Raw genomic sequence first — 19,796 nt, forward strand, 5'->3', positions numbered from 1 at the left:
TCTTGTAAAAAATTTTGGAAATAAGTTCAGTTATAAAATATTTGTATAATTTAGGATAGTTTCTTTAAACTCGTATCCCATGCGTTTTTTAGTCCCATTCTTATTACTTTCTTTTTTGGTAATATTCTCTTGCACCGAAGCCAAGGAAGCCTCCCAAGAAATCCCGGCTGAATCTTTTCGAAAAGAAGTTGCCGCTACAGAGGTGAGGGTGGGAAAAGCTGAGCGGAAGAGTTTTGACTACCTGATCAATGCCATTGGGAAGTTGGAGGCCCGGTCAGAGGTGATTGCACTGGTGGAGCGGGAAGGGTATCTGGAAAAGGTCCTGGTACTGGAAGGACAGGCAGTCCAAAAAGGTCAAGTCATCGCCACCCTCGACCGGCGGGAGGCGGAGTTTGAACTGGAAAATGAAATAGTATGATCCCAAACACACTTTTGTCCTTTCTCAGGGTCTTTGGATTTCCTTTTCCGAAGAATTCTTGGAAAGCGAGGAGGGCTTACAGGGGGATTTATTTTTCTTTCAGAAATAGCCTAATGGGCTTTTGGATAGCTAGTTAGCTTTACTAACTAAAATTTTTCTCCTCAAAATCAATCACTTAACTAAATCAGTAAAATTATTTTCAAACTAAATTTGCAAATTTAGGTAGGGGGGGGGGTAAATTTTCAACGAAAGATCAAGGTCGGCGCGCAGGTCTGGATTTTTTGCAGAGCCAATGGTTGGTTCTGGAATAGTTTTTACCACATTATTAATTAAAATGAAAAAATTTAAAGTCTTAGTATTGCTTGGATTAACTTTTAGTATAGTTAATTTTTCCAATGCTGATTGCACAAGGGAAGTAACCTGTGGAGGACCGGGTTCTACTTTATCATGTTCTGGAAAGAGTTGTACTGGATCTAGACCATTAGATCAGAATCCTTGGGTTGAATGTGATGGTTCAAGAAGCTATTGTTATCCTCAAGTTCCTTAATGTTTTCTTGCTAGCCCTTATGGGCTAGCATCATTTTATCTATAGTTATGAAAAAAATCTCCAATTTGATTGTTTTTATTTTATTTGCTTGTCAAGGAAATAAAATTCAAGAAATAGAACTTCAGCCCCTTTCTGATTATGAAAACAAAAGCTCTGAAAGTGTTATTTTTGCAGGAATCAGTTCGATGGATTTTGCAAATAATTTTTTCTTAATGACCGAGTTTGATTATGATAGATATTATTTACTTTCCAGAGATAGGAATGAAATCCTGGAATTTAATGATACTTCAAAAGTAGAGTTTCCAAAGTATCCTAGTTTCGGAAGATTTTATAATAATAATATTTGGTTGTATAGTTCCGAATTTAAAAAAGTATTTCAACTTTTCAATCAAGATATTGTGAATGAAGTGAAAGTAGATTCTCATACTGATTTGTTAAATTTTGATGTAGATAATGAAAGATTAATTTATTCAAGGGTTGATTTTTCTGGTCCCCCATTTGTGCATGTTGATTTAAAAACTGGTGAAGAAACTTTTTTCGGTAAATATTTTGATAACATGAAAGATTCATTTTTAAATCATTATTTATTAACATCATATTCCTTCATTCATGGGGACAATTATATTTTTGTTCTTCCTTATAATGGGATGATTTTGAAGTTTGATAAAAGTTTTGCCTTAATCGATAATGTAAGTGTTTTAGATTATCCTAATTTTTCTCAAGCTAAAGAATTTGTTAATAATTATTATCAATCTAAGACTAATAGTCTTGTAAGTATTGTTTCAGATTGTAAAATAATAAATAATAAATTGTATATGTTGGTTTATGAAAGAAATCCAAATTTTTCTCTTAACCCAAGAACTGTTCTTGTATTTGATCTGAATAATAAGATTAATCTCGAAAAAGTTATTAAAATTGGAGGTGAGGATGATTATTTTACAAAATTCTGTAAATATGAAAAGAATGTTTTTGCATTTTTTGAATATCAAACAAGCTCATTGAAATTTTTTGAATTCCCATATGATTAAGGCGCTAATGGTTTTTTGGGATTTATTAAATTTATTTGAGGTATAAATTATATCTTAGTTCAATTAATTTGAACTCATACCCCATGCGTTTTTTAGTCCCATTCTCATTGCTTTCTTTTTTGGCAATTTTCTCCTGCTCAGAAGCCAAAGAAGACTCCCAAGAAATTCCCGCAGAATCCTTCCGAAATGAGGTTTCTGCCACCGAAGTTCGGGTCGCCACCGCCGAGAGCAAGAGCTTTGATTACCTGATCAATGCCACCGGGAAACTGGAAGCACTCTCCGAGGTCAAGGCACTCGTGGAGCGAGAAGGCTACTTGGAAAAGGTCCAAGTACTCGAAGGGCAGTTGGTCCAAAAAGGTCAAGTTATCGCCACCCTCGACCGTCGGGAGGCAGAGTTTGCGCTGGATAAAGCCAAAATCAATCTCATCAAAGCCCAATCGGAATTGGAGGTCTTGAAAGTCCAATTCCAACTCGCTCTGGAATCCAAGGATCCTCAGGTAGTGAAGACTGTCCAAGAGCGTATTCGGGTTAACTCGGGCCTTTCCTTGGCCGAAGTGGAGCTCAAAGAAGCCGAACTGAATCTGGCAAGATGTGAAGTCCGGGCCCCAGTCTCCGGCCGGATCGCCAATATCAAGTTCAAGGAAGGCAGCTTGGTTACCAAAAATGCGGAGTTTGCCGAGATCTTGTCCACGGATCAGCTTTTGCTCCGTGTCAAAGTGCTGGAATCAGACGTTCCCCTGATTTCTTCCAGCCAAAAAGCCGAAATCTATCCCATCTCTGACCCTCAAAATGCCCTTCAAGGGACTGTTTTGGCCATCAATCCCAAGGTGGATGAGAACGGGTTAGTAGAGGTGACCTTGCGTTTGGCAACTTCTAAAAATCTCCTGCCCGGCATGAATGCCAGAGCGATCATCCGCGCTCCTCAAAGCAATAGTTTGGTCGTCCCTAAAGATGCGGTGGTCTTTCGTTCTGGAAGAGCGGTGGTCTTTACCGTAGAAAACGGCAAAGAATCCAAGTGGAACTATGTGGAAGTTGGCCGGGATAATGGCCGGGAAATCGAAGTATTGGATGGAATCCCAGAAAATGCCACTGTGATCACCAGCAATAATCTCCAGTTGGCTCATCAGGCTCCGGTCAAAATCGTAACTGAGTAAGGGATGATTCGATTTTTGCTGGAGCGGCCCATTGCGGTATTGATGTCTTTTTTGGCTCTGTTGGTATTCTCAGGGATCGTTTTGCGCTTGTTGCCGATTTCTCTTTTGCCTCCGATCGACGTTCCCCAGATCGTGGTCAAAGTCACCTATCCCAATGCTTCCCCGGAATCCATTGAGCAAAATGTACTCCAGCAAGTCCGTGAGGGTCTGATCACGCTCAATGGGCTGGAGGAAATGGAAAGCAAGGCAGGCTCCGAAATCGGGACGGTTCGGCTGACTTTCGATTATGGCACCAGAATGGAATTGGCCTATATCGAAGTCAATGAAAAAATCGACCGCCTGACCAATTCCCTTCCCAAGGATCTTCCACGTCCCGAGGTGATCCGGATAAATACTTCCGATATCCCCGTCGCCCGAGTCCAAGTGATCCCCAAAGCCAATTCGGATGCCGTGGAGGTGAGTTTGCTCACCGAGAATGTGCTGAAAAAACGGATTGAGCAATTGCCGGGAGTCTCTTTGGTGGATATCAACGGGAAGCGGGAGCGGATTATTTCCGTGCAGCCGGACTTGGAAGCCTTGGCCGCTTTGCGGATGACTCAGCAAAATCTGATCGAAGCCGTGCAGGCCGGAAATGCTGAGCTTCCCGGGATTTCGGTCAAGGATGGTCAGTTTCGCTATTTCCTGAGATTGGCCACCCGGGTGGATACCCCGGAAGACATTGCGGCCCTGCCTGTCAGATCTCCCAATGGAACTATTGTACCTCTGGGAAGAGTGGCCCAGGTGCGCTACGAAACCCAGGAAATGTTGGGCTATCACCTGTTTGGAATGGAAGAGGGCTTGGTCATCACGGTTCACAAACAGGCTTCCGCTAAAATGAACGAATTGATCCCTGAGCTGAAAAAGTCCTTGGACTATTTCCGGGAGGACTACCCACAGGTGGAGTTTGCGCTCACTCAGGACCAAAGCAATCTCCTGAATGCCGCTATTTCCAATTTGGGAACCAGCTTGTTGTTTGGGGGGATTTTTGCCTTTGCCGTACTGTTTTTGTTTATCAAAGATTTTCGGATTCCCCTGATTATGGGGATCAGTTTGCCGACTTCTCTCCTGATCAGCTTCCTGGTTTTCTACTTTTTCAATATTTCCATTTCCATCATTTCCCTTTCCGGCTTGGCCTTGGGAATAGGAATGCTGATTGACAATGCCATCATTGTGCTGGACAATATCACCCGGAAGCGGGAGTCTGGTCTTCCGCTTTTCGAAGCCTGTGTGCAGGGAGCCAATGAGGTGATGGGCGCTTTGGTCAGTTCGGTACTCACGACTCTGGCGGTATTTGTTCCGCTCGTGTTTTTGAGCGGGATTTCGGGAGCCTTGTTCTACGATCAGGCAGTCGCTGTGGCAGCTATCCTTTCTGTTTCCCTTTTGGTGGCCTTCGTGCTCTTACCCTTGTTGTATTGGTTGATTTTTAGGGTGGGAAAAAGAGATTCCAGCAAAGGAGAACCCCTGCTTTTTCAGCGGGTTTTGGGTGTGTATGAGCGAGGATTCGAGTGGATTTTCCTTCGGAAAAAAGTGGCATTGATCAGTTTTTTGATCTTGATACCTGTTGGTTTAGGCTTGGGCTGGGTGTTGGAAACTACCGGTTTGCCGGAACTGGAAAAAACGGATGCCACGCTGGAGATCGACTGGAATGAACCTATTTCTGCTTCCCAAAACCGGGATCGAATGCTCCAGCTTATATCCGGCTTGGAGACCTTTGCCCAGGCGGAGGCCGATGTAGGGGTGAGGCAGTTCTTGCTTTTCGACGGGGACAATTCCATTCAAAAATCCCTGTTGTATCTCCTTTTTTCCTCAGAAACTGAAAAAGACCAGCAGTTGGAAATCCTCAGAACCCAAATCGGGAAGGAGTATCCTCTAGCCACTTTTATTTTGGGCGATGCCCCGAATGCTTTTGATCAGTTGTTCAGCTCCAGCATGCCGTATTACGAGGTCAGATGGAAGGATTTGACTCAGAAAAAACCGATTCCTGCTTCCCAAATGAAGCCATGGTTGGAGGATTTCCCGGAGAAAAACTGGGTTCCAGGTCCAGGTTTGCAGGAAGAAAGCTCAGTCATTTTCAGTCTGCTATCTGACAAACTTGCCTTGTACCAAATCCCGGTGGAAAATGTTCAGGATCAGCTTTCCAAATTGTTTGGGGTTTTTACTATTACAGATATCCGCCGATTTGGGGAAGTGACGCCAATTCGTCTTCGGGAAAATCAGGGACGTTTTGAGGATTTGCTTCGAAACACGAGAGTTTATGCTTCTGACAGTACTTCCTATTTGCTCGGAGAATTTGTGGATTATCGCTACGCGGACCAGTACAAATATGTCACTGCAGATCGGGGAGGCATTTACCAAAGCTTGGAGATGAGGGCTGAAAATCCTGATAAAAACCGAAAAGCCTATTTGGATTGGGGGATTTCCAAAAATCTTGGGGTTGATGTCAAAGGGCAGTATTTCAAAGATCTGGAAAACGTCCGCCAACTCATTGCCATTCTCGGGATTTCGGTCTTGCTGCTTTACTTCATTCTGGCGGCCCAGTTTGAGAGTTTCGTGCAGCCTCTGATTGTAGTATTTACATTGCCTTTGGGAATAGGAGGGGCATTTTTGATTCTCCTGCTGACAGGTTCGACCTTGAATGTGATGTCTGCAATCGGTCTGGTAGTGATGCTGGGGATCATGGTGAATGATGCGATTCTGAAGATCGATACCATTAACAGGCTTAAGGTTCAGTTTTCCTTGGAAAAAGGCCTGAGCGGTTCCCGACTTTTGGAGGCTGTACTCCATGAGGCCGGAAAAATCCGGCTCAAGCCCATTTTGATGACTTCGATCACGACGATTTTGGCTTTGATTCCGATTATTTTCAGTTCGGGATTGGGTGCAGATCTCCAGAGACCCTTGGTGTATGCGGTGATTGGAGGTTTGACGATTGGAACGTTTACGGCTTTGTATTTCGTGCCGCTGATGTATTGGTTTTTGGAGGTGACAGTAGGTAAAAAGGAAAAGCTATGACACCATTCCGGGTTCTGATTGCTTTTGTGGTTTTGGGAATTTTGGGTTTTGCTACAGTTCCCTTGCTATCTGTGGATTTGAATCCCAGAGAACGGGAGCCTGTGCTTTCCATCAGTTTTTCCATTCCCCAGTCTTCTCCTGAAATCATCGAAAAACTGGGGACTTCTCCACTGGAAGGAGCTTTTTCCCAGTTGACAGAGCTGAAAAAGATCGAGTCGGTCTCCAATTATGACCGGGGTTCCATCACGCTTCGCTTCGACAAAAAGGCGGACATGGAGCTGAAAAAATTTGAGGTACTGGCACTGATTCGCCAGGTCTATCCCAAACTGGACGAGCGCCTGAGCTATCCGGTGGTCACCCAAAGTGCTCAATCCCGATCCGATTTCAAAACTCCGATTTTGACCTATAGCGTGAATGGGCCATTTGCATCTTTTGAGATCCGTAAAATCACCGAAGATGTGCTGAAACCAGCAGTGACCCGCTTCGCAGAAGTAGAGGAGGTTCAGGTCAGAGGAGCAAACGAATTGCAGCTGTTTGTCACCTTCGATGTGCAAAAAATGCAGGCTTTTGGCATCAGCCGGGCTATGCTCCAGCAAAGAATCGCCACGGCTTTTGGGCAAAAGTATCCGGGCACAGTATTTAATTCCAGGGGAGAAACCTTGTTTGTGACTTTGGATCGAAAACTCTATGATCTGGAGCAGTTGGAAAATCTGATGGTTGCCCAAGTTTCTGGAAAGGAGATCCGCCTGAGAGACTTGGCCAAGGTTTCGCTAGAAGAAGCCAAGCCCATCAGCTTTTACCGGATCAACGGGAATAATTCCGTTACCCTGAGTATTTACAACCGGGATGGGGTGAACAAGGTGCTCTTGGCGAAGGAGCTGAAAAGCTCCCTGGAAGCTGCCAAAATCAACCTTCCAGAAGGAACCGAACTTCGATTGGAGAACGACGATACCGAGTTTTTGGAAAAGGAACTCAACAAAATCTACCAGCGGTCTGGCTTGTCTATTTTGATTCTTATCGCCTTTATTTTCCTGATCAACCGCAATTGGAGATACCTCAGCATCCTGTTTTTGGGTATTGTAATCAACTTGAGTTTGACATCCATGATCCTTTATTTTTTGGGAGTAGATATTCATTTGTACTCCATTGCAGGTCTGACGATCAGCTTTGGCTTGGTGGTGGACAATGCGATCGTGATGATCGATCACCTTCATAAGTACAGAAACCGAAAGGTATTTCTGGCCTTGCTGGCCGCATCTTTGACCACCGTTGCGGCCTTGCTGTTGGTGCTCTTGCTTCCGGAGGAGGATAGAAGAAATCTGACTGAGTTTTCCATTGTGGTATCTGTCATGCTAGGTGTAAGTTTGCTCGTTGCCTTGTTTTTCACCCCGGCGTTTTACCAGGTTCTATTTGGAGAAAAGCAAAAGCAGGGGAGAAAACTGACCCTTTCCCAACTCCGAAATAGAGTTGGCTGGATGAACCGCTATGAGCGGGTGATCGGTGGAACGGCCCGGTTTAGAAAGACATTTCTATTCGGAGTGCTGCTTTTATTTGGTACTCCGATTTTCTTTTTGCCATCCAAATGGGAAGGGCAGGAGTGGTACAATAAAACGGTTGGAAATACCTTTTACCAAGAAGAAATCCGGCCCTATGTGGATAAGGTTCTGGGGGGATCTTTGCGGATGTTTGTCCGTGGAGTGTATGAGAAGAGTTCCTATCGGGAGCCTGAAAAAACCCGCTTGTATGTGACAGCAAGGCTACCTTTTGGGAATACGCTGGAGCAGATGGACTTTATCATGCGGGAGTTTGAGGAATATCTGAAAGGGGTGGCAGGAATTGATCAGTTTGTGACTCAGGTGGTCTCCGGACAATACGCTCAGATCGTTATAACCTTCAAAGAAGCCTACGAGAAGGGAGCTTTACCTTATCAGCTGAAGGGGAAATTGTCTGTAAAATCCACTGACTGGAGTGGAGCCCAATGGAATATTTATGGAGTTGGACAGGGCTTTTATACCGGAGGAGGAGGGGATCAAATTCCTTCTTTCAGGGTGGAAATGAAGGGTTACAATTTCGATGAACTCGAGCGTCAGTCAGCAAAATTGGCTGAAAAGCTCCTTCGTCACAAGCGAATCCAGACGGTGAATACCAATGAGCGGCTGAACTATTCCGAGCAAAAAACCCAGGAGTATGTCCTCAGGTTGGATCAGACTCAAATTGCCTTAGGAGGAACTTCCCAATATGAATTGGTGAATACGCTACAGGATCTTTCGGAATCTCAGCGACCCTCGACCTATTTGAATCTGGCTGACCAAAATTATGGGGTAATCATTCAGGAAAAACAGGCTCCTGCATTTTCCAAATACGATCTGGAGCAAAAAAGCCTGATCAGCGGAGAAGAAAAAATACTCAAAATCTCTGATTATGGGTCTTTAAATCTAGAAACGACTACCAATGCCCTGCATAAAGAAGATCGGCAGTATATCCGGATCGTTTCTTTTGAATACATGGGTTCGGCTAAGTTTGGAAATGAATATCTGGAGGAAGTCCTGAAAGAACATAAAGCCGAAATGCCTATCGGATATGAAGCCAAAAAGCAGGAATGGTCCTGGAACAGTGCCCAAGCCAAGCGGCAATATGGGTTGTTGGGGGTATTGATCGTGGGGATTTTCTTTATCTGTACGATTCTTTTTGAGAATTTCCGACAGCCCTTTTTGATCATCTTCTTGATTCCGATCAGCTTTATCGGGCTGTTTTTGATTTTCTCTTTGTTTGACTTCTACTTTGACCAGGGTGGTTATGCCGCTTTTGTGATGCTGGGAGGACTGGCCGTCAATGCCGGGATTTTTATTCTGAATGATTTCAATAACCGGAAGCAAGGCCTGTTCAATCGAAATTTGCTGAAATCCATCGCCGGAAAAGCTATCCCGATTTTGCTGACTGTGCTTTCTACTTGCTTTGGATTGATCCCGTTTTTGATTGAAGGGCAAAATGAAATCTTTTGGTTTTCCTTGGCAATCGGAACGATTGGAGGGCTAGTATTTAGTTTGTTGGGGGTGTTCTGGATTTTGCCGGTGATGATGTGGAGGAAGGAGCATCGAATCACTCACAGTTGATTTTTTTAACCTGAGAAATATTAGGAGGAATCATTCACACCGAAAAAAATCCCGGACAAGTCAATGCCCGGGGTCTAATTTCAAATCTCAAATTTCAAACCGCCAAATTAAACCTTATCCGGTTCGGGATGAATCCAAGGTCCTCGATAGGGCCTTCTGAGTTTGGCGGTTGCTTCAGGATCATTCAGAACAGTCATGGTTTTGGGATCATAGCGTAAGGCCCGGCCACCAAGTTCCATAGAGATATTTGCTAGAATACAAGATGCGGTGGAAATATGACCTTGCTCCACATCGGCAATTGGCAGGGTGTCTTTTTCAATGGAGGCCAACCAATCTTGCATATGAAGTCGTGTAGCTGGAGCTGCATTTAATTCGATTCGATCTTCGGTCAAGTCTTCTGGATATTTTTCCCGCTCAAAGAAGCAATCGAAGTGGATTTTTTCCTCTTTGGTGTCATAAGGAATATAATCGGCCTGCATGGTACTACCGGCAAGCATTCCTTTTTCTCCATAGATCTTGAAAGACCAAGGGTATTCTGGATCAGGAGCATTTCCCCAGGTTCGGTGCTGCCAAACGACATTGAGCTCTGGATATTCAAAAATTGCGGTCTGAGTATCAGAAATATTGGATTTTCCTTCTTTCTGCACATAAATACCCCCAGTGGAGGTGATTTGGGTAGGCCAGCCTAGTTTGAGCATCCATCGTACGGTATCTAGCATGTGCACACACATGTCTCCGGTGATTCCATTGCCGTATTCCATGAAAGTTCTCCACCATCGGATATGGGGTAATCCATCATAAGGTCTCTTAGGAGCCGGACCAGTCCACATTTCGTAATTGAAAAAGTCAGGAACGGGCTCCACAGGAGGGTTGCCATTCGCTCGCATGTGGAAATAGCAGCATACTTCAGCATGGCTGATTTTACCCAATTTTCCTGTGTCGATGATTTGTTTCTTGGCATCGATCAGGTGAGGGGTGCTTTTTCTTTGAGTACCGATTTGGACTTTTCTATCGTATTTCCGAGCTGCCGCTAATATGGCTTCTCCCTCAATCACATCCACAGAGATAGGCTTTTGCAAATAGATATGTGCTCCAGATTTAAGCGCTTCAATGGCCTGAAGTGCATGCCAATGATCCGGAGATCCTATTAGCACCAGATCACATTTATGTTTTTTGAGCAATTCCCGATAGTCTTCGAAAAGCTCAGGAACTTTCTTGGATTTTTGTCTTTGGGAAACCAGTTCTCCTGCGCCCTTGAGTAGATTTTGGTCGACATCACAAAGCGCCACCACTTCTACATCGGCTACTTGGATTAGGCGGAAAAGATCAGACTTTCCATACCAGCCCGTTCCGATCAGGGCGACTTTTAGAGGACCTTCACGGTCTTTGAAGTCCATTCCAAAAAGACCAAAACTAGCCAGAGTAGCCATGGCTGTGGAGCTTTTCAAAAAATCTCTTCGATTCAATTGATTCATAGGTTATTGGGATTAGGATTGATGCCGCATTCAATTTACAAAAAGGGAAGACAGATACAAATCCAGATTTTTTAACTGGTCAGAAGATCCCCAGCAAATAAATAACCTATAGCTAGTCTTTAAAACCTTACTCCAAACCGCTGTCCTAGCTCAGTAAGATCTTTGACCACCGGGTCCAGCAATGGAATTCCATCTTTCTTTCGGATAGCTTCCAATTCTCTTTCAGGGTCACCTGGGATTAAAACTTTCTCATTTCCCGGAGTAGGCTCGGCTGATCGGAATCTTCTAATCCAATTGTCCATATGAGATTTGAATTCGTCCGCTGGTCGGAAAGCATCCACTCGCATGGCTCCAAAAAAATGTCCAATTCCTTCCCCTACCAAATTTGGCAAAGGATCCAAAAATGCTACAAATGGAGGCACCCAAGGTCCATAATTAGCTCCAGAAAGGACTGCTGAAAAGATATCCACGATTGAGCCAAGTGCATAACCTTTGTGAGAACCATGCTCACGATCTCCTCCTAAGGGAAGCAAAGCACCTCCATCTTTTACCCCATTGGCAGAGGTGGTAGGATTTCCGATTTTATCCTGAACCCATCCGGTAGGCGTGTCCAGTCCTTTTCTTTGCAAAATTTCAAGCTTTCCGTTGGCAGCAGTGGTGGTAGCCATATCTGCTACGAATGCCGGTTCTTCATTTGCCGGAATGGCAACTGAAATAGGGTTGGTTCCTAAAAGTCTTTCTCTGGAAAAAGTAGGAGCGACCAAAGGACTTGCATTGGTCAAAGAAATCCCGATCATATCATGCTCCAAGGCCATCATAGCATGGTAGCCGGCAATACCATAATGATTGGAGTTTTTTACAGAAACCCATCCCGTGCCTACATTTTTGGCTTTTTCTATAGCCACTTTCATGGCAAAAGGAGCCACTACCAGGCCTAGCCCGCTATCTCCATCAACCACTGCTGTGGAAGGAGTTTCATAAACGACCTTGAGGTTTGGTATGGCATTGATCCTTCCCTTTTCCCAAAGTCTAACATAGCCCGAAAGTCTTGCCACCCCGTGACTATCCACTCCTCGAAGATCAGCTGAAAGCAAAACTTCAGTTCCTACTTTTGCATCCTCCTCTGGACAACCAATCTGAACCAACATGTCATAGGTGAATCGATAGAGTTGCTCGTAAGAAAAGGTCTGCATAGAATATAGAATTGGGTTAAGCCTAAGTTTCGGGCAAAGATAAGGATTTGGGAAAAACTTGAGTTTTGGAATTTTTCCTCAGAAAGGGAAGTAATCCAGAAAAATCAAATAGCAGATTTCTCGGCAAGAAGTCTGGATACGGCTCCCTCTTTTAAAGAGTAATGCGAGCAAACGATAGACTCAACAGGGACATACCTCAAAATGAATTCAATCAAACAACTCGCTACGACAATCATATCCACTCGCATCGCGATCATTCCTGGGATTTTAAGGCGTTCTTCTCTGTTTTTGCTTTTCAGCAAGTCAAAAATCCGCTCAAAATCCTCCCTAGGAAGTTCAAAAACATGCTGGCCCGTAAGCTTGCACTGAAGCATGGATTCAAAATAGATGTCCGTTAAGGTGTCGAATGTTCCTGAGGCGCCTACCAGACCGGTTGGTTTGTAAAACTGAATAGCCTCGATTAGGGGCTGAAGTTTTTCTCCACAATACGCTTCCAGTTTTTCTACCTCTTCAGGTAAAATTGGATCATGATAATGGAATGCATCCAGGAGTCGCTGACCTCCGATTTCAAAGCTCCTTTTCCAAAAAACCTCCTGAGAAGTTCCAATGATAAATTCCACCGAACCGCCTCCGATATCCATCATCAAATTGACGTGCCCATTTAGAGAACCAGACAGGTTGATTCCTTCATAGATGAGCTGGGCTTCCTCTTCACCAGAAATTACATGGATTTCAATTCCGATTTCCTCTTTAACTCTGGTAACAAAGTCTTCGCCATTTTCCGCATTTCTAACGGCAGAGGTAGCAAATGCAAAAACCTGGTCGATATGTTCTCCATCGATCAGGTTTTTAAAATGTTTTAGGGTATGAAAAGCCCTTTTTTGGGCATCTGGGGCAAGTTGATTTTGGCTGATGCCGCCCTGTCCAAGCTTCACAGGGATTTTTTCCTTGTAAATAGTTTTAAATCCGACTCCGTTTAATTCTACCAATAACAAATGAAATGTATTGGTACCCATGTCTATCACTGCAGCCTTTCTGGTACTCATAATTCAGCCAAAATTTTGGATGGGCGAATATAGAAAGTTTTTCAAAAGTACAAGTCACAAAAAGAACCTATTGGAATCCTATCACTTGCGAAATTTTTGTTTTGGTCAAAAGGGCTATTTTGCAATCTTTCCTCCTTCAGTTTACCAATCCGTCCAAGAGACTATCTTTGGACTTTAAATAAAAATCAGATGTCCGATCAAAATAAACCCATTTATACCCCAAGCGGAAACGCTGAAAAGTTGGAGATTCTAAAGAAAAAAAATGAGGAGGCATTGCTGGGAGGAGGAGAAGCAAGGATCGTCGCCCAGCATAAAAAAGGAAAATTAACGGCCAGAGAGCGGATTGACCTTCTTTTGGATGAAGGGACTTTTGAAGAGATTGACAAATTTGTGATGCACCGCTCCAAAGACTTTGGATTGGACAAAGAGCATTATTTGGGAGACGGTGTGGTAACTGGATATGGTGAAATCAACGGAAGGCTAGTGTATGTTTTTTCCCAGGATTTCACGGTTTTTGGTGGATCACTCTCCGAAACTCACGCGGAGAAAATCTGCAAAATCATGGATATGGCCATGAAAAATGGAGCCCCTGTGATTGGATTGAATGATTCTGGAGGAGCTAGGATTCAAGAGGGAGTGAATTCCTTGGGAGGCTATGCTGATATCTTTTACAGAAATACTTTGGCTTCCGGTGTAATCCCTCAGATCTCAGCGATTATGGGACCTTGCGCTGGAGGAGCAGTTTATTCTCCTGCAATTACCGACTTCATTCTGATGGTGGAAAACACCTCCTATATGTTTGTGACCGGACCAAATGTGGTTAAAACGGTAACTCAGGAAACGGTAACTGCTGAAGAGTTGGGTGGTGCTTCCACCCATAGCACTAAATCAGGGGTGACTCATTTTGCCTGCGCCAATGAAGTAGAGGCAATCAATCACATCAAACGCTTGCTGAGTTATATTCCTCAAAACTGCGAAGATCAAGCGCCTGTCTATCCATATGAACTAAAGCAGGACGAAAGCCGAAAGGTTCTGGATAGTTTGGTGCCGGAAAACCCAAACCATCCTTACGATATGCGGGATGTGATCAGAGGAATTGTCGATGAGGAATCCTTTTTGGAAGTGCATGAAAATTATGCGGATAATATTGTCGTTGGCTTTGCAAGAATTGCCGGAAGAAGTATAGGAATCGTGGGGAATCAGCCTCAGGCAATGGCCGGAGTTCTGGATAACCATGCTTCTATCAAGGCAGCACGATTTGTTAGATTTTGCGACAGCTTCAATGTTCCTCTTTTGGTATTGGTGGATGTTCCGGGTTTTTTACCGGGAACTGACCAAGAATGGAATGGCATTATCGTCAATGGAGCCAAACTTTTGTACGCATTTTCAGAAGCGACCGTACCAAGAATTACGGTGATTACCAGAAAGGCATACGGTGGGGCATATGACGTAATGAATTCCAAGCATATCGGGGCAGACTTAAACTACGCCTGGCCGACAGCAGAAATCGCCGTAATGGGTGCAAAAGGAGCGGCTGAAATTATTTTCAAAAAGGAAATTGCAGAAGCGACTGATCCAGAGGCTAAGCTGCAAGAAAAGGTAGATGAGTACACTGCAAAATTTGCGAACCCTTACCGAGCTGCTCACCGGGGATACATCGACGAAGTTATTTATCCTTCTGAGACCAGAACGAAATTGATCAAAGCCTTCAAAATGCTAGAAAATAAGGTGGATAAGTTGCCAAGGAAGAAACATGGTAACATCCCGCTTTAATCCAAAATTTTTAAACTTTAAACTTTAAACTTCAAATTCTAAAAAATGGATTCTATTTCATTTCTCCATAAATATCTCAACAACGCCTCACCGACCGGATTTGAGGCTTCAGGTCAGCAGATTTGGTTGGACTATGTCAAGCCTTTTGTTGATACTTATTTCACCGATAATTACGGAACGGCAGTCGGGGTGATTAATCCTGAGGCTGAATATAAGGTCGTCATCGAAGCGCATGCCGATGAAATCAGTTGGTTTGTCAACTACATCAAAGATGATGGATATATCTACGTAAGGCGGAATGGCGGTTCTGACCATATGATTGCTCCTTCCATGCGGGTAAATATCCATACCGATAAGGGAATTATTCCGGGTGTTTTTGGTTGGCCGGCCATCCATGTGAGGAAAGAGGGAAAGGAAGATTCTCCTACTTTGGACAATATATTTATCGATGTAGGAGCAAGGTCAAAAGCCGAAGTGGAGGAAATGGGAATTCACGTTGGTTGCGTGATCACTTTCAAAGATGAATTGACCGAGTTGAATGGAAAATTCTGGTCAGGCCGAGCTTTGGACAATAGAATTGGCGGGTACATGATCGCTCAGGTAGCCCGAAAGATATTTGAGTCTGGCAAAAAACTCCCTTTTGGTCTTTATGTGGTAAATGCTGTTCAGGAAGAAATCGGGCTACGGGGCGCCGAAATGATTGCTCATAGAATTAAGCCCAATGCAGCCATCATAACCGATGTCTGCCATGATACCACCGCACCTATGTATAATAAAATCAGCAGCGGAGATCAGACGGCTGGAAAAGGACCTGTTTTAACCTACGGGGCGTCTGTCCACAAAAAGCTATTGGATTTAATTATTGACACTGCGAAAAAGAAAGATATCCCGTTCCAGAGAGCAGCGGCCTCCAGAAGTACAGGCACGGATACAGACGCTTTTGCCTATTCTAATGAAGGTGTTCCATCAGCCTTGATTTCCCTTCCTTTGAAATACATGCATACCACGGTAGAAACTGCCAGCAAGGAGGATATTGAGCAAGTCATCAAATTGATGTATGAATTTTTGGTCGATTTCGATCCAAGCTTTGACTTTAGGTATATTAAATAATTAGATAGACTACAGGCCACTGTCGAGAACAGTGGCCTGTAGTCTTTCGACTATTGACCCAAATGAACTTCACTGACCAACTCAATCGAAGCATTTTTCTTCCAAAGCCTCCTGAGCGAATTATTTCTTTGGTACCTTCTCAGACTGAGTTGTTGGCAGACTTGGGAGTAGGGGATAAACTCGTTGGGGTTACCAAATTTTGTGTCCACCCTACTCACTTTAGAAAAACCAAAACCATTGTTGGAGGTACAAAGAATTACCGAATGGAGGTGATTGATTCCTTGAAGCCAGATTTGATTATTGGAAATAAAGAGGAAAATGATCAAGAGGGGATTGAAATTCTAGCTCAGAAATATCCTGTTTGGATGAGTGACATTTCTAATCTTGAGGAGGCCTTCAAAATGATATCCAGTCTTGGAGAATTAACTAATTCTCAGACCCAAGCCTGTCAGCTGGTCGGAGAGTTGAAGGAGAAATTCTCAATTCCAATTCCCAATAAGGGGACGTCTGTTTATTTGATTTGGGAAAATCCGATGATGGCGGTGGGCAAAAACACCTTTATTAATGAGATGCTAACGCATGCAGGATTTGAAAATCTAATCCTAGAAAGTAGATATCCAGAACTTAAAGAAGAGTATTTGAAGAAATTAAACCCTGATTTTTTACTGCTTAGCTCGGAGCCTTTTCCATTTAAAGAAGTACACATTGCCAAGTACCAAGCTCTTTTACCTGAAACTAGAATTGAAATTGTGAATGGGGAGTTGTTTTCTTGGTATGGAAGTAGACTAAAGAAATCTCCCGATTATTTTTTGAAATTCTAGAAATTGGAGTTTGTAAACCCGGATTCCCATTTATAAAAATTAAACTTTCTTAAGGGTACTTTTTTAAAAAATTTAATTAACTTTTGAGCTTTAATCACCAATCAATTTACCCAAATGAAAGATAACCGACGGAGCTTTCTCAAAAAACTAGGCCTGACTTCAGGTGCGGCAGCTTTGGCGCCCAGTCTATTGGCAGAGGCAAATACATTCAATAAAGAATATCTCAACCGTTTGGATGAGTTTAATGCGGATCAGCCTATTCGCCTAGCATTGATCGGAGCTGGGATTATGGGTACGGAAGATACCAATACTGCACTTCGCCATGCTAATGTCTCTTTGGTTGCGGTTTGTGATTTGTATGACGGAAGATTAGAATCCGCAAAGAAAAAATGGGGAGACCACCTTTTCCTTACTAAGGATCACAAAGAGATTCTCAAAAGATCAGATGTGGATGCGGTAATTATTGGTACTCCAGACTCTTGGCACAAGCAGATTTCTATTGACGCCCTGAATGCTGGAAAGCACGTGTATTGCGAAAAGCCGATGGTTCACTCGGTGAAAGAAGGTTGGGACGTGATTAATGCATGGAAAAAATCCGGCAAAGTAATGGTGGTGGGTTCGCAAGGCCTTTCTTCATTAGGGAATGAAAAAGCCAAAGAACTTCTAGCCGCAGGAGCAATTGGAGATATAATTTATGCAGAAGGATTCTGGGCAAGAATGTCCCCCGAAGGAGCTTGGCAGTATAACGTGCCTTCAGATGGAAATGAGCAAACAGTCGACTGGAAGAGATATATTTCTAATACTACCCAAAGAGATTGGGATCCTTTAAGATTTTTCCGTTGGAGAAATTACCTAGACTACGGTACTGGGATGTCAGGGGATCTTTTTGTTCACTTATTCTCTTCACTTCATTTTATCACAAATTCCAAGGGACCAAATAAGGTTTCAGCTATGGGAGGACTGAGATATTGGAAAGATGGAAGAGAAGTACCTGATGTCCTTTTGGGAACATTTAATTATCCTCAGTCTGCAGAACATCCAGGGTTTAATCTTTCTCTTCGTTGCAATTTCGTTGATGGAACAAGTGGTACAACCTATTTAAGAATAGTGGGCACCAAAGGGTCCATGGACGTAAAATGGGAGGAAGTAGTAGTGAAGCTAAATAGCAATGCTGAAAGTGATGATCCATTTATGAAAGAGCAGGCGAAATTGCGAGCTGCTTCTGGAGAGGAAGATCGGGCAAGAATTTTACCTCCAAGGGAGACTTCGTACACTGCCGAAAGATCTTGGAAAGGTGCACATTATGATCACTTTGGAAATTGGTTCAGAGCGATTCGGACAGGAGGAACAGTTGTAGAAGATCCGGTTTTCGGTTTTAGAGCAGCTGCACCTGCCTTACTTTGCAATGATTCCTATTTTCAGGATAAATTCATCCAATGGGATCCAGAAAACATGAAATTGATATAACTATGAAAAAAAACTATCTCGTATTGGCCTCGCTTTTAGCATTGGCCTTCGCCTGCGGGCCAAAAGCCACCGAAGAATCTACCGAAATGGTGGAGGAAGTGGTTGCCGTTCCTGACAATAGCCTGACAGAAGATGAGAAGGCCAATGGTTGGATGCTTCTGTTTGACGGAACTTCAATGGATGGATGGAGAGCATTTAATGGAGACTCTACTCCTCCAAATTGGATTATCGAGGACGGAGCCATGAAAGGCCTCGGTGCAACCGGAGGCGAGGACTTCGGAGGAGATATCGTCTTTGGTCCGATGGAGTTTGAGGAATTTGAGCTGGAATTCGCCTGGAAAATTTCTCCTGGAGGAAATAGTGGAGTTTTCTACCACGTTGTAGAGGGACCAAAATATAAGGCTCCTTATTATACTGGTCCAGAATATCAGGTGATTGATCAGATTGGTTTTGCTCAGCCACTGGAAAAGTGGCAGTCTATTGGAGCAGATTATGCTATGTATGAACCCGACTTTGAAGGTGCGGTGAAGCCTGCTGGAGAGTGGAATGTTTCAAAAATCATTTTCTCAGAGCAAGGTGCCAGCTACTGGCTGAATGGAAAGAAGACGGTTGAATTTATCCCTTATTCAGAAGATTGGAATACCCGAAGAAATTCCGGAAAGTGGAATGACTTCCCTGATTATAAAATTGCCAAAAAAGGCCTGATAGCACTTCAAGACCACGGAGATCCAGTTTGGTTCAAAAACATTAAAATTAGAATCCTATGAAAAAAATAGTAATACTAGCTGCAATGCTGGTTTTGGTGCAAGTTTCCTTTGCCCAAAAGAAGAAAAAGCTTTTCAATGGAAAGGATCTTTCCGGATGGGTGATTTATGGAACTGAAAAATGGTATGTAGAAGATGGTCTTTTGGTTTCAGAAAGTGGTCCTGACAAAGGATATGGTTATTTGGGGACAGAGGCCAACTATGATGACTTTGAAGTGACTTTGGAGTTTAAGCAAGAAGCCAATGGAAATAGCGGGGTTTTCATTCGCTCCACAGTTGACGGTACTAAAGTTTCTGGCTGGCAAGTGGAAGTAGCACCTCCTGGACACGATACGGGTGGGATTTATGAGTCTTACGGAAGGGGTTGGTTAATTAAACCAGAACCTGAAAAGGACAAGGCCTTGAAATTTGGAGACTGGAATGAGATGAAGATCGTGGTAAAAGGAGATAATGTGACTTCATATTTAAATGGAGTTGAGATGGTGAACTTTTCTGATGAAAAAATCGGAAAAGGAAAAGGCGGGATTTTACTCCAAATCCATGATGGAGGGGGTATAAAAGTGTATTGGCGAAATATTACAGTGAGAGAATTGTAATCCACCAATTTTAATCAATGTACAGGCCTAGTAGATACTTTTCTGCTGGGCCTTTTTTATTTCAGAAAATTTCTGTTTCAAATTCAGCTACTTAGAAGAAACCTTTCAAAAATTCTAAGATTGATCTTGCAGCATGTGATTTTATCCCGATATTTGCACTCCCAAACGACGCGAACGGTGTTGTGGGGAATTGAAAAGAGGGCGAGGGGAGGCAGGGAAGGAGAAAAAGCCTGAAGAAAAAAT

At 43.4% G+C, this 19,796-nt stretch carries 14 protein-coding genes; 11 read left to right on the forward strand and 3 right to left on the reverse strand.

The window, feature by feature from the left end:
* Positions 1 to 79: 79 nt before the first annotated feature.
* From DFQ04_RS16655 to DFQ04_RS16675, 5 genes are all read left to right on the forward strand, one after another.
* A complete protein-coding gene (locus tag DFQ04_RS16655; RefSeq protein WP_133557941.1) occupies positions 80 to 418 on the forward strand; it encodes a biotin/lipoyl-binding protein in 339 nt (112 codons plus the stop codon).
* 594 nt (positions 419 to 1,012) lie between these two features.
* Complete coding sequence (locus tag DFQ04_RS16660; RefSeq protein ID WP_133557943.1) at positions 1,013 to 1,993, forward strand: hypothetical protein; 981 nt, start codon at positions 1,013 to 1,015, stop codon at positions 1,991 to 1,993.
* Between the two features lie 83 nt (positions 1,994 to 2,076).
* Entirely contained in the window at positions 2,077 to 3,147 is a 1,071-nt protein-coding gene (locus DFQ04_RS16665; RefSeq protein WP_133557945.1) for an efflux RND transporter periplasmic adaptor subunit, read from the forward strand.
* Positions 3,148 to 3,150: 3 nt separating this feature from the next.
* Complete coding sequence (locus DFQ04_RS16670; protein ID WP_133557947.1) at positions 3,151 to 6,195, forward strand: efflux RND transporter permease subunit; 3,045 nt, start codon at positions 3,151 to 3,153, stop codon at positions 6,193 to 6,195.
* A complete protein-coding gene (locus tag DFQ04_RS16675) occupies positions 6,192 to 9,308 on the forward strand; it encodes an efflux RND transporter permease subunit (protein WP_133557950.1) in 3,117 nt (1,038 codons plus the stop codon). Before DFQ04_RS16670 ends, DFQ04_RS16675 begins: the two co-directional genes overlap by 4 nt.
* A gap of 107 nt (positions 9,309 to 9,415) precedes the next feature.
* On the opposite strand, the gene DFQ04_RS16680 is transcribed toward DFQ04_RS16675, so the two are convergent.
* The 3 genes from DFQ04_RS16680 to DFQ04_RS16690 form a co-directional block, all read right to left on the reverse strand.
* A complete protein-coding gene (locus DFQ04_RS16680; RefSeq protein WP_133557952.1) occupies positions 9,416 to 10,783 on the reverse strand; it encodes a Gfo/Idh/MocA family protein in 1,368 nt (455 codons plus the stop codon).
* A gap of 119 nt (positions 10,784 to 10,902) precedes the next feature.
* A complete protein-coding gene (locus DFQ04_RS16685) occupies positions 10,903 to 11,976 on the reverse strand; it encodes an Ldh family oxidoreductase (RefSeq protein WP_133557954.1) in 1,074 nt (357 codons plus the stop codon).
* Between the two features lie 104 nt (positions 11,977 to 12,080).
* Positions 12,081 to 13,022, reverse strand: coding sequence for a Ppx/GppA phosphatase family protein (locus DFQ04_RS16690; RefSeq protein WP_133557956.1), 942 nt, complete (start codon positions 13,020 to 13,022; stop codon positions 12,081 to 12,083).
* Between the two features lie 189 nt (positions 13,023 to 13,211).
* Here DFQ04_RS16690 and DFQ04_RS16695 point away from each other — a divergent pair, with 189 nt between their 5' ends.
* The 6 genes from DFQ04_RS16695 (at position 13,212) to DFQ04_RS16720 (ending at position 19,553) form a co-directional block, all read left to right on the forward strand.
* Positions 13,212 to 14,795, forward strand: coding sequence for an acyl-CoA carboxylase subunit beta (locus tag DFQ04_RS16695; protein ID WP_133557958.1), 1,584 nt, complete (start codon positions 13,212 to 13,214; stop codon positions 14,793 to 14,795).
* 45 nt (positions 14,796 to 14,840) lie between these two features.
* Positions 14,841 to 15,905: a M42 family metallopeptidase gene (locus DFQ04_RS16700; RefSeq protein WP_133557960.1), complete on the forward strand. Its 1,065-nt coding sequence runs from the start codon at positions 14,841 to 14,843 to the stop codon at positions 15,903 to 15,905.
* Positions 15,906 to 15,967: 62 nt separating this feature from the next.
* Positions 15,968 to 16,726: an ABC transporter substrate-binding protein gene (locus DFQ04_RS16705; RefSeq protein WP_133557962.1), complete on the forward strand. Its 759-nt coding sequence runs from the start codon at positions 15,968 to 15,970 to the stop codon at positions 16,724 to 16,726.
* Between the two features lie 114 nt (positions 16,727 to 16,840).
* Entirely contained in the window at positions 16,841 to 18,193 is a 1,353-nt protein-coding gene (locus DFQ04_RS16710) for a Gfo/Idh/MocA family protein (RefSeq protein ID WP_133557964.1), read from the forward strand.
* 2 nt (positions 18,194 to 18,195) lie between these two features.
* Entirely contained in the window at positions 18,196 to 18,960 is a 765-nt protein-coding gene (locus tag DFQ04_RS16715; protein WP_133557966.1) for a 3-keto-disaccharide hydrolase, read from the forward strand.
* A complete protein-coding gene (locus DFQ04_RS16720) occupies positions 18,957 to 19,553 on the forward strand; it encodes a 3-keto-disaccharide hydrolase (RefSeq protein WP_133557968.1) in 597 nt (198 codons plus the stop codon). The genes DFQ04_RS16715 and DFQ04_RS16720 overlap by 4 nt, the downstream gene beginning before the upstream one ends.
* Positions 19,554 to 19,796 lie beyond the last annotated feature (243 nt).

This window comes from Algoriphagus boseongensis (genome assembly GCF_004362805.1).
Lineage (GTDB): Bacteria > Bacteroidota > Bacteroidia > Cytophagales > Cyclobacteriaceae > Algoriphagus > Algoriphagus boseongensis.